Annotated in this window: 13 protein-coding genes; 7 read left to right on the top strand and 6 right to left on the bottom strand. The window is 65.9% G+C overall.

What is annotated here, in order from left to right; genetic code table 11:
- Nucleotides 1–45: 45 nt before the first annotated feature.
- From GGD65_RS27120 to GGD65_RS27150, 7 genes are all read left to right on the top strand, one after another.
- Complete coding sequence (locus tag GGD65_RS27120; RefSeq protein WP_183237178.1) at nt 46–774, top strand: sulfite exporter TauE/SafE family protein; 729 nt, start codon at nt 46–48, stop codon at nt 772–774.
- 16 nt (nt 775–790) lie between these two features.
- Entirely contained in the window at nt 791–2239 is a 1449-nt protein-coding gene (radA, locus tag GGD65_RS27125; protein ID WP_092252790.1) for a DNA repair protein RadA, read from the top strand.
- A 167-nt stretch (nt 2240–2406) separates the two neighbouring features.
- The gene (locus GGD65_RS27130) at nt 2407–3036 is read left to right on the top strand and encodes a CvpA family protein (protein ID WP_018317599.1); all 630 of its coding nucleotides are present in this window, start codon (nt 2407–2409) and stop codon (nt 3034–3036) included.
- Nucleotides 3037–3063: 27 nt separating this feature from the next.
- A complete protein-coding gene (gene purF / locus GGD65_RS27135; RefSeq protein WP_018317600.1) occupies nt 3064–4587 on the top strand; it encodes an amidophosphoribosyltransferase in 1524 nt (507 codons plus the stop codon).
- Between the two features lie 154 nt (nt 4588–4741).
- Entirely contained in the window at nt 4742–5482 is a 741-nt protein-coding gene (locus GGD65_RS27140) for an SDR family NAD(P)-dependent oxidoreductase (protein ID WP_183237179.1), read from the top strand.
- Between the two features lie 78 nt (nt 5483–5560).
- Nucleotides 5561–6703: a hypothetical protein gene (locus GGD65_RS27145; protein ID WP_183237180.1), complete on the top strand. Its 1143-nt coding sequence runs from the start codon at nt 5561–5563 to the stop codon at nt 6701–6703.
- A gap of 169 nt (nt 6704–6872) precedes the next feature.
- Nucleotides 6873–8099 (top strand): ABC transporter substrate-binding protein, encoded by a 1227-nt coding sequence (locus GGD65_RS27150; RefSeq protein WP_018317603.1) that lies wholly within the window; start codon nt 6873–6875, stop codon nt 8097–8099.
- A 155-nt stretch (nt 8100–8254) separates the two neighbouring features.
- On the opposite strand, the gene GGD65_RS27155 is transcribed toward GGD65_RS27150, so the two are convergent.
- The 6 genes from GGD65_RS27155 to GGD65_RS27180 form a co-directional block, all read right to left on the bottom strand.
- Nucleotides 8255–9511, bottom strand: coding sequence for a TCR/Tet family MFS transporter (locus tag GGD65_RS27155; RefSeq protein ID WP_183237181.1), 1257 nt, complete (start codon nt 9509–9511; stop codon nt 8255–8257).
- A complete protein-coding gene (der, locus tag GGD65_RS27160) occupies nt 9508–10890 on the bottom strand; it encodes a ribosome biogenesis GTPase Der (RefSeq protein ID WP_018317605.1) in 1383 nt (460 codons plus the stop codon). Before der ends, GGD65_RS27155 begins: the two co-directional genes overlap by 4 nt.
- Nucleotides 10891–10939: 49 nt before the next feature.
- Complete coding sequence (locus tag GGD65_RS27165) at nt 10940–11488, bottom strand: hypothetical protein (protein WP_183237182.1); 549 nt, start codon at nt 11486–11488, stop codon at nt 10940–10942.
- A 59-nt stretch (nt 11489–11547) separates the two neighbouring features.
- Nucleotides 11548–12201, bottom strand: coding sequence for a tetratricopeptide repeat protein (locus tag GGD65_RS27170; RefSeq protein WP_179730716.1), 654 nt, complete (start codon nt 12199–12201; stop codon nt 11548–11550).
- A gap of 166 nt (nt 12202–12367) precedes the next feature.
- Entirely contained in the window at nt 12368–13960 is a 1593-nt protein-coding gene (locus tag GGD65_RS27175) for a class I adenylate-forming enzyme family protein (RefSeq protein WP_183237183.1), read from the bottom strand.
- 73 nt (nt 13961–14033) lie between these two features.
- Nucleotides 14034–14618 (bottom strand): NnrU family protein, encoded by a 585-nt coding sequence (locus GGD65_RS27180; protein WP_092252774.1) that lies wholly within the window; start codon nt 14616–14618, stop codon nt 14034–14036.
- Between the last annotated feature and the right edge of the window lie 53 nt (nt 14619–14671).

Below are 14671 nucleotides of genomic sequence, written 5' to 3' on the forward strand. Positions count from 1 at the left end.
ATATCGCTGCCCGCGGCTAAACTCTCCCGATTCGTGGAGAGCGTTTTGGCCTTCCTCTTCGTCCTCACCGTCGGCCTCGTCGCCGGCACCATCTCAGGCATCGTCGGCACCGGCTCGTCGATCATGCTGATGCCGGTGCTGGTTTACGCCTATGGGCCGAAGGAGGCGGTGCCGATCATGGCGGTGGCGTCCGTGATGGCGAACTTTTCGCGGATCCTGGCCTGGTGGCGCGAGGTCGACTGGCGGGCCTGTGCGGCCTACTCGGTCACGGGCATTCCGGCGGCCGTGCTCGGCGCACGGACGCTGCTGGCGCTGCCTTCGCATGCGGTGGACCTCGCCATCGGCATCTTTCTGATCGCGATGGTGCCGGTGCGGCACTGGCTGGCGCGGCACGACCTCAAGGCCAATCTCTGGCATCTCGCCGTCGGCGGCGCCGTGATCGGCTATCTCACCGGCATCGTGGTCTCGACCGGCCCGCTCAGCGTGCCGCTGTTCCTGTTCTACGGACTCAGCAAGGGCGCTTTCCTCGCCACCGAGGCGGCCTCCTCGCTCGGCCTCTACTTCGCGAAATCCGTGACCTTCGAGCGCTTCGGCGCGTTGACCGGCGATGTCTTCATCAAGGGGCTGATCGCGGGCGCCTCACTGATGTCGGGCGCCTTCATCGCAAAACGCTTCGTGCTGCACCTGAAGCCGGACATGTTCCGCCTGCTGATGGACGCGATCATGGTCGCGGCCGGGCTCTCCATGCTATGGAACGCGACGCAATCTCCGTGAGCACGATTGACGCCCCATGGCCAAGAACACCCTTTCCTTCGTCTGCCAGAACTGCGGCGCGGCCTATAACCGCTGGCAGGGCAAGTGCGAATCCTGCGGCGAGTGGAATACGCTCGCGGAAGAAGACACCAGCGGCAGCGTGCCGGTGTCGATCCGCTCCAAGCGCAAGGGACGAACGTTTGCGTTGGAGAGCCTGTCGGGGAAAACCCAGGATGCGCCTCGCCTGTCCTCCGGGATGACCGAGCTCGACCGTGTCACCGGCGGCGGCTTCGTCCGCGGCTCGGTGCTGCTGGTCGGCGGCGATCCCGGCATCGGCAAGTCGACATTGCTGACGCAGGCCACCAGCATGATGGCGCGCGCCGGCCACCGCATCGTCTACATCTCCGGCGAAGAGGCGGTCGCGCAGGTGCGGTTGCGCGCCGAACGGCTGGGGCTGTCGGATGCGCCGGTGCAGCTCGCCGCCGAAACCTCGGTCGAGGACATCGTCTCGACGCTGTCGGAGGGCGCGGTCCCGCGGCTGATCGTGATCGATTCGATCCAGACGATGTGGACCGACACGGTGGAATCCGCGCCCGGCACGGTGACCCAGGTGCGCGCCTCGGCACAGGCGCTGATACGTTTCGCCAAGAAGACGGGCGCTGCCATCATCCTGGTTGGCCATGTCACCAAGGACGGCCAGATCGCCGGCCCCCGCGTGGTCGAGCACATGGTCGATGCCGTGCTGTCGTTCGAGGGCGAAGGCTCGCAGCAATTCCGCATCCTGCGCGCCGTGAAGAACCGTTTCGGCCCGACCGACGAGATCGGCGTGTTCGAGATGACGGGCCTTGGCCTGCGCGAGGTCACCAATCCCTCCGAGCTGTTCCTGTCCGAGCGCGATCTCGGCACGCCCGGCACCGCAGTGTTCGCAGGAATCGAGGGCACGCGGCCCGTCCTGGTCGAATTGCAGGCACTGGTGGCGCCGACCTCGCTCGGCACGCCGCGACGGGCCGTGGTGGGCTGGGATCAGAGTCGGCTCTCGATGGTGCTGGCGGTGCTGGAGGCCCATTGCGGGGTCAAGCTGTCGGGCCACGACGTCTATCTGAACGTGGCGGGAGGTCTGCGCATCCACGAGCCCGCGGCCGACATGGCCGCCGCGGCCGCGCTGGTGTCCTCCCTGGTTAATGCGCAGTTACCCACCGATGCGGTCTATTTCGGCGAGATTTCACTTTCTGGCGTGATCCGGCCGGTGGCGCAGACCCCGGCCCGGCTCAAGGAGGCGGTCAAGCTGGGCTTCAAGCGCGCCGTGCTGCCCGAATCGGCCCGAGGCGGGGATGCCGGCGGTGACGCCGGACTGGCCCTGAACGCGGTCAACAGCCTGACGACATTGGTCGCAGAGATTGCCGCCAAGGGCTCCCGCCGGGGCGAATCGAACGCGCCGGCAGAGAAAAATGCCACACCGGCAAGATTCCGCCGTGGAGAGGGTTAGGTGGAGGTGACGTCGGAGGCCCCCGCCGCTATACAGCCGTCACAAAAGCAGCATGGGATTGCGTGGTTGCGGCCTTGCCGGGAACGCCGTCTGCCCCTCTTTTAGGGCAGCGGCCAAACACCGATTCGCTAGAGCACCTTCGACGTACGAGCGGACCAGACCAGCCGATGCCAGTAACACTCCTCGACCTGATCCTGCTCGGTGTGATGCTGATCTCGGGCCTGCTTGCCATGGTCCGCGGCTTCATGCGCGAAATCCTGTCGATCGCGGCCTGGGGCGCCGCGGCGATCGTGACGCTGTACTCGTTCTCGAAGCTGCTGCCGACCGCCAAGACCTATTTCAACAACGACACCGTCGCGAGCGTGGTCGTGGTCGCCGGCGTGTTCGTGGGCACCCTGGTCGTGGTTTCCGTGATCACGGTCCGGATCTCCGACATGATCCTGGATTCCAGGATCGGCGCGCTGGACCGCACCCTCGGCTTCCTGTTTGGCCTGGCTCGCGGGCTTTTGATCGTCGTGGTCGCCTTCCTGTTCTTCACCTGGCTGGTTCCGGACAAGCAGCGCCCGGACTGGGTGACGGGGGCCAAATCCCGCGTCGTGCTCCAGGGAACCGGGGATTGGCTGATGGCCCTCTTGCCTGACGACCCCGAGAACACCATCTTGAAGAGATTCAAGAAAAACAAACCAGATGATGATCAAGCTGAATCCGAGCAGCAGCCTTCGGGCAGTGGTGACGGATACAGTAAACCTGCTCGTGACAGTTTGAAGAAACTGATCGAGAAACCTGCGGCGCGTTGATTGCCCTTAAAGAGAGGCGCGGACGAGATGCGACACCCTGACCAGGACGCCCAACTTGATCTCGATCCAAACGCCGGTCCGGGCCCGGCCGCACTAGAGGTTCAGGACGACCTGGAAGGAGATACGCTGCGCGAGGAATGCGGCGTCTTCGGCATCTATGGCCACCCCGACGCCGCCGCCATCACCGCGCTCGGTCTCCACGCCCTTCAGCACCGCGGCCAGGAAGCCGCCGGCATCGTCTCCTACGACGGCAGCCGCTTCCACAGTGAACGCCGCCTCGGCCTCGTCGGCGACACCTTCTCCCGCCGCGAGGTGATCGACCGCCTCCCCGGCAATATGGCCGTCGGCCATGTCCGCTACTCCACCACCGGCGCCACCATCCTGCGCAACGTGCAGCCGCTGTTCGCCGAGCTCAATGCTGGCGGTCTCGCGGTCGCCCATAACGGCAATCTCACCAACGGCCTGACGCTGCGCCGCGAGCTCGTGAAGCACGGCGCGATGATGCAGTCGACCACCGACACCGAGGTGATCCTGCATCTGGTCGCGCGCTCCAGGCGCGCCCGCTTCATCGAGCGCTATATCGACGCGCTGCGCGAGATCGAGGGCGCCTATGCGCTGGTCTCGCTGACCAACAAGAAGCTGGTCGGCGCGCGCGATCCGCGCGGCATCCGTCCCCTGGTGCTCGGCGAGCTCGACGGCTGCCCGATCCTGACCTCGGAGACCTGCGCGCTCGACATCATCGGCGCGCGCTTCATCCGCGACATCGAGCCGGGCGAAGTCATCGTGTTCGACGAGAACGGCCAGGACATCCACAAGCCGTTCCCGCCGATGGCGCCGCGTCCCTGCATCTTCGAATACATCTATTTCGCCCGCCCGGATTCCATCGTCCACGGCCGTTCGGTCTACGAGGTGCGCAAGGCCTTCGGTGCGCAGCTCGCGCGCGAGAGCCACGTGCCGATCGACGTCGTCGTGCCGGTGCCGGATTCCGGCGTCCCCGCCGCGGTCGGCTACAGCCAGTATTCCGGTGTGCCGTTCGAGCTCGGCATCATCCGCAACCATTATGTCGGCCGCACCTTCATCCAGCCGACGCAGGCGATCCGCGAATCCGGCGTGCGCATGAAGCATTCGGCCAACCGTGCCGCGATCGAAGGCAAGCGCATCATCCTGATCGACGACTCGCTGGTGCGCGGCACCACCTCGAAGAAGATCGTGCGCATGATGCGCGATGCCGGCGCCAAGGAAGTGCACTTCCGTCTCGCCTCACCGCCGATCCTCTATCCCGATTATTACGGCATCGACCTGCCCGATCGCGGCGGTCTTCTCGCGGCGACGCATTCGCTGGAGGAGATGCGCGAGATCATCGGCGCCGACTCGCTCGCCTTCCTGTCGATCGACGGCATGTACCGCGCCATGGGCGAACCCGGCCGCGATCCTGCCAATCCAAAATTCTCGGATCACTGCTTTACCGGGGCCTATCCGACCCACCTCACCGACCAGACCCAGACCGAGCAGCAGCCCCGGCAGCTGTCTCTGCTGGCGGAGGCGAGCTGACCCTCGGCTGTCATTCCGGGGCGTGCGCAGCGCGATCCCGGAATCTCGACGTAGTCCTGTAAGCTCTGGATTCCGGGTTCGATGCTTCGCATCGCCCCGGAATGACGGCGTGATGGGGGCTTGTCCCGGCCATCCACCCCTGTAAAACCCCGCCATGACCAATCCTCTCGCTGACTGCATCGCTCTCGTCACCGGCGCCTCGCGCGGCATCGGCTATGCCACCGCCATCGCACTCGCCAAGGCCGGCGCGCATATCGTGGCGGTGGCGCGCACGCAGGGCGGGTTGGAAGAGCTCGACGACGAGATCCGGAAACTCGGCGGCAGCGCCACCTTGGTGCCGCTCAATCTCACCGATTCCGACGGCATCGCGCGGCTGGGCGCCGGCCTGCACGAACGCTACGGCAAACTCGACATCCTCGTCGGCAATGCCGGCGTGCTCGGCCCCTCCTCGCCGATCGGCCATATCGAGCTGAAGACCTTCACCGACGTGATGGCCCTCAACGTCTCCGCGAACTTCCAGCTGATCCGCTGCATGGAGCCGCTGCTCAGGCAATCCGATGCCGGCCGCGCCGTGTTCATCACCTCGGGCGCCGCCAACAAGGCGACCGCCTATGTCAGCCCCTACGCGGCGTCCAAGGCCGCGCTGGAAACACTGGCCCGCGCCTGGGCGCAGGAGACCGCGAACACGAAGCTGCGCGTCAATCTGTTCAACCCGGGACCGGTCCGCACCCGCATGCGCGCGACGCTGATGCCGGGCGAAGACCCGGCGACGCTCGACACACCCGAGCAGGTCGCCGAATTCATCGTGCCGATGTGCGCGCCTGACTGGACCGAGACCGGCAAGTTCTACGATTACAAGACCCGCAGCCTGATGAGCTTCCGCTCCCCAGCCTGATTGACTCGACTGCCTCCCCGCGATTGACTGCCCGCGCGCAAGCGGCAGCAAGCCGCACGCCAAAAAAGGGAGGTTGCCATGGCGCCATGGCATGATCGCGCCGGCCCTACGTCCGCGCTCGCACGTCACGCTCTCTCCATTCTGATCGCAGCCGTCGCCTTCGCTCTTCCGGTTGCGTCGAATGCCGGCGACGTCCCGACTTTTGCGGTCGATCCCTCCTGGCCAAAGCAGCTGCCGAACAACTGGATCCTCGGCCAGGTCGGCGGCATCACCGTCGACTGGCAGGGCCATATCTGGGTGATCCATCGCCCGCGCTCGCTTACCGACGACGAGAAAGGCGCAAGCCTCAATCCGCCGCGCTCGAAATGCTGCGTGTCGGCGCCGCCCGTGCTCGAATTCGACGTCGACGGCAATCTGCTGCGCTCATGGGGCGGTCCCGGGCAGGACTATGAATGGGTCGGCCGCGAGCACGGCATCGAAGTCGACGAGCGCGGCTTCGTCTGGGTCGGCGGCAATGCCGACAACGACAACGCCATCGTGAAGTTCACGCTCGACGGCAAATTCGTCGCCCAGATCGGCAAGTTCGCCCCGAGCCTCGGCAGCAACGATACGACGCAGCTCGGCAAACCCGCCGAGACCGCGCTCGACAAGGAGGCCAACGAAATCTACGTCGCCGACGGCTATGGCAACCGCCGCGTCATCGTGTTCGATGCGACGACGCTCGCCTACAAGCGGCACTGGGGGGCCTACGGCAACAAGCCCGACGACGCCAAGCAGGCGCCCTACGATCCCAAGACGCCGGCGTCGCAGCAATTCGGCAACCCCGTCCACTGCGTGAAGCTCGCCAATGACGGCCTCGTCTATGTCTGCGATCGCATCAACAACCGTATCCAGGTGTTCAAGAAGGACGGCAGCTTCGTGAAAGAGTTCTTCTTCGAGAAGAACACGCTCGGCAACGGCGCGGTTTGGGACATCGCGATCTGGCCCGATCCGAAGCAAACCTATCTGCTCAGCGCCGACGGCGAGAACAACGAGATCCGGGTCATCAAGCGCGAGGACGGCAGCGTGGTCGGCAGCTTCGGGCATAACGGCCGCAACGCCGGTCAATTCCACTGGGTGCACGCCATGGCGATCGACGCCGGGGGTAACGTCTATACCGCCGAGGTCGATACCGGAAAGCGCATCCAGAAATTCAAGCTGACATCGGACGCGCTCAAATAGCGTCTCAACGCATTTTTCCCAAAAAGTTAACCGACGGATGACGCTACGACGCAGCGTCATCCGGCTTTAGGCGCATTGCCGCCGGCCCTGGGACAGGCTAGAGCCAATCAGCCGGAACAAGGCTCCGCAAGAGAGCCGTCCGCATATTTGACAATGGAGGAAACCTTTTATGACGACGACGTTCGCGCGCCGCTCCGCCGCCCTTCTGGCCTGTGCCGCCTTCGGTTTTGCAACATCCGCCTACGCGCAGGACAAGACCGTCAAGATCGGCGTGCTCAACGACATGTCGAGCCTCTATGCCGACATCGGCGGCCCCAACTCCGTGGTTGCGATCAAGATGGCGGTCGAGGATTCCGGCTTACTCAAGAAGGGCTGGAAGATCGAGGTGCTGAGCGGCGATCACCAGAACAAGCCCGACGTCGGCGTCAACATCGCCCGGCAGTGGATCGACAACGACAAGGTCGATGCGATCGCGGACACGCCGAGCTCCGGCGTCGCGCTGGCGGTCAGCAACCTCGTCAAGGAAAAGAATGCGGTGCTGCTCAATTCGGGCGCTGCCACCGCGGATCTCACCGGCAAGGCCTGCACGCCCAACACGGTCTCCTACACCTATGACACCTACATGCTCGCCAACGGCACCGGCAAAGCGCTGACCAAGGCCGGCGGCGACAGCTGGTTCTTCCTCACCGCCGACTACGCGTTCGGTCATGCGCTGGAGCGCGATACCAGCGCCGTCGTCACCGCCAATGGCGGCAAGCTGCTCGGCGGCGTCAAGCACCCGCTCAACACCGCGGACTTCTCCTCCTTCCTGCTCCAGGCGCAATCGTCGAAGGCCAAGATCATCGGCCTCGCCAACGCCGGCGGCGACACCACCAATGCCATCAAGCAGGCGGCCGAGTTCGGCATCGTCCAGGGCGGCCAGAAGCTTGCGGCGCTGCTGCTGTTCATCAACGACGTGCACTCGCTGGGGCTCAAGACCGCGCAGGGCCTGACCTTCACCGAATCGTTCTACTGGGACCTGAACGACAAGACCCGCGAATGGTCCAAGCGCTTCTCGGCGCTGGCCAGCAAGAACGCGATGCCGTCGATGACGCAGGCCGGCAACTACGCGATGGTGCTGCACTATCTCAAGGCGATGGACGCGCTCGGCGGCAATCCGCATGACGGCGCCAAGGTCGTCGCCAAGATGAAGGAGCTGCCGACCGACGATCCGCTGTTCGGCAACGGCCCGCTGCGCCAGGACGGCCGCCGCCTCATCCCGGCCTACCTGTTCGAGGTGAAGAAGCCGGAAGAGTCGAAGGGACCGTGGGACTATTACAAGCAGATCGCCACGATCTCGGCGGAAGACGCCGCCAAGCCGCTCAAGGACAGCGATTGTCCGCTGGTGAAAAAGTGACCGCGTAGCGGTCATCCCGGGGCGATGCGAAGCATCGAACCCGGGATCTCGCGCGGCATTCTCCGCTGCCGTAGGGTGGGCAAAGCGAAGCGTGCCCACGACTTCTTGCTATCACGAACAGATGGTGGGCACGGCGCTGCGCGCCTTTGCCCACCCTACGATCCCGTCTTCGCCGCCCCCAACGTCCGCACCGCGATCGCTACGCAGACCACCATGAGCGCTGCCGCGAGCAGGAACGGTGCGCCGGGCAGATGCAGCGGCGCGCCGGCGCTGATGAAATAGGAAAAGGTCAGCGTGAACAGGAACGGGCCGACGAGCTGCGACACGCTCTGCACGCTCGCGGTTGCGCCCTGGAGCTGGCCCTGCTGCTCGGCCGCGACCAGCCGCGTCATCAATGCTTGCGAGGCGGCACCCGAGATGCCCCACAGCGCCAGAATGGGAATCCCGATCCAGGACAGCGGCCCGGTCGGCGCAGCGCCCAGGACGACGAAGCCGAGCGCGCCACAACACAGGCCCAGCAACAGCGCGTTCCGCTCGCCGAGCACGCGCACGATCGGGCCGATCGCAAGCCCCTGCACCACCATGGCGCAGATGCCGACCATCGCCAGCGTCAGTCCCACGGTCTTGGAATCCCAGCCGTAGCGATAGGTCGCATAGAGCACGAAGGTCGAGGGCAACACGACATGCGCGACCTGCGCGATGAAATTGACGACGGACAACGCAGCGAGCACCGCATTGGAGCGCAACAGGCGGAGCGCGCCGAGCGGACTGGCACTTCGCCAGCGGAACGGCGCGCGCTTGTCGGGCGCGAGCGATTCCGGCAGGACGAACAGACCGTAGAGGGCATTGGCGAAGCTGAGGGCCGCCGACGCCCAGAACGGCAGGCGCGGATCGATGTCGCCGAGCAGACCGCCGAGCGCTGGCCCCAGGATGAAGCCGGCGCCGAACGCCGCTCCAATCCGGCCGAAGACCGCCGCGCGCCGCTCCGGCGGCGTGATGTCGGCGATATAGGCAAACGCCGTCGAGATGCTGGCCGAAGTGATCCCCGAGATAACCCGGCCGACGAACAACCACACCAGGGACGGCGCCAGCGCCATCAGCACGTAGTCGGCCGCGAGCCCGAAATTCGACAGCAGGACCACCGGCCGCCGCCCGAAACGATCCGACAGCGCGCCGAGCAACGGCGAGAACACGAATTGCATCAGCGCCCAGGCGGTGCCGAACAGGCCGAAGATGCGGGCGGCGTGGGCGGTATCGTTGTCGACGAAGCTCTCGATCAGCTTCGGCAGGATCGGCATGATCACGCCGAGCGCGAGCATGTCCAGGAGGATGGTGACGAAGATGAAGGCGACCGCGCCGCGCCGGACCGGCACAGAGCCTTGCGCCGTTGCCTGGCCCGCGCCGTCACTCACGACGGCCGCTTGCGCTTGTGCGCGAAGGGATTGGCCTTCTCGCGCAAGGTGATGCGCACCGGCGTGCCCGGCAACTCGAAGGTCTCGCGCATGGAATTGATGAGGTAGCGCAAATAGGACTGCGGCACCGCGTCAGCGCGCGAGCAGAACAGCACGAAGCTCGGCGGGCGCGCCTTGGTCTGCGTGATGTAATTGAGCTTGAGCCGACGGCCGGACACGGCCGGCGGCGGATTGGCCTGAACCGCCTGCTCGAACCAGCGGTTCAATGCCGACGTCGACACGCGCCGGTTCCAAAGCGCGTAGGCGTCCTGGATCGCCTGCATCAGCCGATCGATGCCCTCGCCCATCAGGCCCGAGACCGCGACGATCGGCACGCCCTTGATCTGCGGCAGCCAATGGTCGGCATCGCGACGCAGACCCGAGATCGCACCGCCCCCCTTGCTCTCCATCAGGTCCCATTTGTTGACGGCGAGCACCACCGCGCGGCCCTCGCGCTCGATCAGATCGGCGATGCGCAAATCCTGCTCCTCGAAGCGGTTCTGCGAATCCATCATCATCACGACGACTTCGGCAAAACGGACCGCGCGCAGGGCGTCGGCGACCGAGAGCTTTTCCAGCTTCTCCTCGATGCGGGAGCGCCGGCGGAGACCTGCTGTGTCGAACACGCGAAACTCACGGCCCTTCCAGTTGATCTCGACCGCGATGGAATCGCGCGTGGTGCCGGCCTCCGGGCTCGTCAGCAGGCGTTCCTCGCCGAGCAGATGGTTGATCAGCGTCGACTTGCCGGCATTGGGCCGGCCGACGATGGCGACCCGGATCGGGCGCGTGGCGGCCTCTTCCTCGGTGAGCGGCTCGTCGTCCTCGGTCTCGTCGTCGTCGACGGGCTCCGGCATCAGCTTGGCGAGCTCATCGTAGAGCTCGCCCATGCCCTCGCCATGCTCGGCCGAGATCTGGATGGGATCGCCAAGGCCGAGCGCGAAGGATTCCATCGCGCCGGCATCGCCGTGCTTGCCCTCGCTCTTGTTGGCGACCAGCAGCACGGGCTTGTTGGCCTTGCGGGCGAAATCGGCGAAGGCGCGGTCGGTGGGCGTGAGGCCGACGCGGGCATCGATGACGAAGAACAGCGCGTCGGCCTGCGCGATCGCGGTCTCGGTCTGCTCCTGCATGCGCGCGGTCAGCGAGCCCTTGGCGCCCTCGTCGAGGCCTGCGGTATCGATGATGGTGAATTCGAGATCGCCGAGCCTCGCCTCACCCTCGCGGCGGTCGCGGGTGACGCCCGGCAGATCGTCGACGAGCGCGAGCTTCTGTCCGACCAGGCGGTTGAACAGCGTCGATTTGCCGACATTGGGCCGGCCGATGATGGCGATCGTGAAGGACATCGGTCATTCGTGCGCTGCCGGGGCTGCGCCTGTCAATCAAAGGAAAAAATTAGCGCGAGAAGCTGCCGCTCGGCAGCGGCGCCGGGAAGCCGCCCTGCGTCTGCTGCTGCGTGGTCTGGGTCGGTTGCGCCTGCTGAACCGGCTGATCCGGCGGCGGCGCAGTGGTGCGCTTGCGGACAATCTTGTGCTTGGGCGGCGGAGCGGCCGTGGCCGGCGCAGCCTCCGGCTGGGCCTCGCCGTCGACTTCGCCAGCGGGCGCTTCAGGCGGCGCTGCGGCTGCGGCGGCCGGCTGCCTCGTGTGCTTCGCCTTGGCACCCTTCGCCGGCTTGGCCTCGGGCGGCGGTTCGGCGGGCAGAGCCGCGACGGCGGGCGCGTTCGGATCGGGCTGCTGCTGCGCGCCCTTGTACAGGTCCTTCGGAACGCCCTGCTCGAGGCCCGGCACACCCTCCGGGAAGACCGGCTTGCGGTCGCCCGGCAGCTTCTTCTTGGTGTCGAGGAAGTCGAGCATGTCGCTTGGATCGAAGCTGGAGCAGCCGCCCAGGACGCCCGTGAAGGCGATCAGGACGGCGGCTGCGATCAAGCGTGGCGTGCGGCGCATATCGTGTCTCGTCTAGGTCAGGGAGCCGTCGTCAGCTCTTCTTGCTCAGCTCTTTTTGCTCAGCTCTTGGCGACGGGCGGCAGCAGGGCCTGGAGCGCCTCGGCGCGCGAGCGCAGGCCGGGCGGCGTTTCGCCGTCTTCACCAATCGCGTCGAGCCATTTGCGGGCCGCCGTCATGTCGTTGTTGCGCCAGGCCGACAGCGCCAGCATCTCGCGGGCGGTGTGGCGGAAGGTCGATTTGGGGGCGGCGGAAGGCTCCAGCCGCTGCTGCATGTCGGCATAGCTGGCGCTGTCGAGCAACAGGCCGGCGGCGCGGATCTTGGCCAGATCCTGCCATTCACCACCGACGCTGCGGTCGGCAGCGATGTCGTCGTACATCTTGGCAGCAGCCTTGGCGTCGCGGGGCGCCGCCTCGGCTGCGGCGCGCAGCCGCGCCAGGGTGCGATAACCCGAGGGCGCCTTGGCGGCGAGCTCGGTGAAGGCGGCCTCGGCTTCGGCATGCTTGTCCTGGTCGGACAGCTCCGCCGCCTTCTCGAAGGCGGCGCCGGCCTCGGCGGCCTTCTTGGCCTCCAGATATTGATAACCGCGCCAGCCGCCGACGCCGGCAACGACCAGCACCATCAGGGCGATGAAGTAAACCGAATATCTATCCCACAGCTTCTTAAGCTGTTCGCGACGTACTTCCTCGTCGACTTCGTCAAATAATTCAGACACTTATGCTAATCCCATGCCCGTCCGGGTACGCGCGCCGAAGCGTTCGCGTCAGGAATCCCGTCCCCCACGTGGCGGCGAGGTACCCTAACGATATGGCGGTGGCAAGGCAAAGCGAGCCCGATCAAGGCGTTAACCACCCGGGAGAGCCCGGATGGCCCTGCCCGGCTCAAGGGCCCAGGAGCTCACGGAGCTGCCGCTTCAGCACCTTGCCGTTGGCATTGCGCGGCAGCGGCTCAGATGTGATCGCCAGGGTCTCGGGAACCTTGTAGTCGGACAGACGCTCCGCGCACCAGGCGCGCAGGGCCTCGCCTGCGACCGGCGCGCGCGTCACCACCACGGCGTGGACGCGCTCGCCCAGCACCGGGCACGCCTTGGCGATGATCGCGCTCTCGATCACGGCGGGATGGCCGGCCAGCACGGATTCCACCTCGGCTGAATAGATCTTCAGGCCGCCGCGATTGATCATGTCCTTCTGCCGGTCGAACACGCGGACGAAGCCTTCCGCATCGACCGAGCCGAGATCGCCGGAGTGCCAGAACCCGCTGGTGAAGCTCTCGGCGGTGGCTTTGGGGTTATTCCAATAGCCCTTGATGACGGAGGCGCTCTGGATCCAGAGCTCGCCGATCTCCCCGTGCGGCAGCTCGCGCCCGCTCAGATCCATCGCGACGATGCGCGCGCCGGGACAGGGCAGGCCGACGCTGTCGATATGGCTCTCGGTCAGCTCGCCCGGCATGATCGTCGAGGGCGACGTCGTCTCGGTCGCGCCGTAGCAGTTCATCAGCTTCAGGCCGGGAATTGTCGCCTTGAGCTTCTCGATGGTCGCGACCGGCATCGGCGCCCCGCCAAAGCCGCCGATGCGCCAGCTCGACAGATCGTAGCTGTCGAAATCCGGCTGCAGCAGGCAGAGATTGTACATCGCCGGCACCATCACTGTGTAGGTGACGCGCTCGCGCGCGGCGAGCTTGAGGTATTCGGCGGCCTTGAACTCGGGCATGATGATCAGCGCCCCGCCGCAGCGGATCATCGTCGTGATGTTGGCGACGACACCCGTGACATGACCGAGCGGCACCGCCGCGATCGAGCGATCGGTTTGCGTCAATTGCAGGCAGGACACGAACACCATCGAGGAATGGACGATGTTGCAATGGGCCAGCATCGCGCCCTTCGGCCTGCCTGTCGTGCCCGAGGTGTAGAGGATCATCGCGGTGTCCTCTTCGCTCACCGCGATCGGCGCAGGCGCCGACAGGTTGTCGGCGAGCGCGGCGAAACGCGAGCGAGCCGGATCGTCGCCGACGGCGATGCGGTGGATCACATCGGGCACCTCCTCCGCATCGGGCAGCCGCTCTGCGAGGCCTGCTTCGTGGATCAGGATCTTGGCGCCGCAATCGGCGAGGACATAGGCGATCTCCGGCTTCTGCTGGCGCGTGCTGAGCAGCACCGTCACCAGCCCCTCATGCGCGGCGGCAAACAGCAGCAGCGGGAATTCGATGCGGTTGCCGAGCAGGATCGCGACGCGGTCGCCCCGTTGCAGGCCAAGCTTGCGGAAGCCCGCGGCGATCCGCGCAGCCTGCTCCACGGCCTGCCGCCAGCTCAGCCGGACATTGCCTGCGATCAGTGCCTCGCCTTCGGCATTGCGATCGCGCGCATCTGCGATCATCGCCCACACGCTCGCCGGCCGATCCGAAAATGCCGGCACCACCCGATCGCCGAAGCGCGCCTCGAACCGCATCGGCGGGATCTGAGATTGCGACCAGTCCATCGAAGGGCCCTCGGTTTGTTGCTCTTATCAGCTTCCGCGCATGGACATCGGGGTTTGGTCTTGTGCTGACCGGCTAGACCCCGATCACGGGAACACCGATCACGACCGGATGGAACGCGAAGGCCAGCGCGAGATAGGCGACGACGCCGACGACGACCGCAATCAGATCATTGCTGACGCCGCCCACCGGGATCGGGGGGCCGCCGGCGTCGGTGCGATGCTTGAGCGAAATGCGGTCATACACCGCCCAGCCCAGGAACGAGCCGAACAGAATGATGGAGCCGAGATCGCCGTTGGCCAAAAGATGCGCCGCCGCCCACAGCTTGATGCCGGCCAGCATCGGATGCTTCAGCGTCGCGTAGATGCGGCCGCGCAGATAAGAGGCGACCACCAGGATGACCGCGGGCAGCATCAGCGCGAGCGTGATGTGCTTCATCGCCTTCGGCGGATACCAGACGTCGATCCAGCCGGAGCTGCGGTAATGCGCAAAGCCCCAGATGATCAACGCGAGACCCGCGAGCGAGACCACGGTATAGAGGATCTTGTAGGTCCCCTCGCCCAGCCTTGCGATTGCCTGCGCACGCGCCTCACGTTTGGTGGTGAAAACATGGGTGGCGAAGAACAGCACCAGCCCCAGGATCATGACCAGCAGACCCACGACATCCTCCCCGCAATGCAGCCCCCGCCTCTGAGGTATCATCGATTGGCGGC

This window comes from Bradyrhizobium sp. CIR18 (assembly GCF_014198295.1).
Taxonomy (GTDB): Bacteria; Pseudomonadota; Alphaproteobacteria; order Rhizobiales; family Xanthobacteraceae; genus Bradyrhizobium.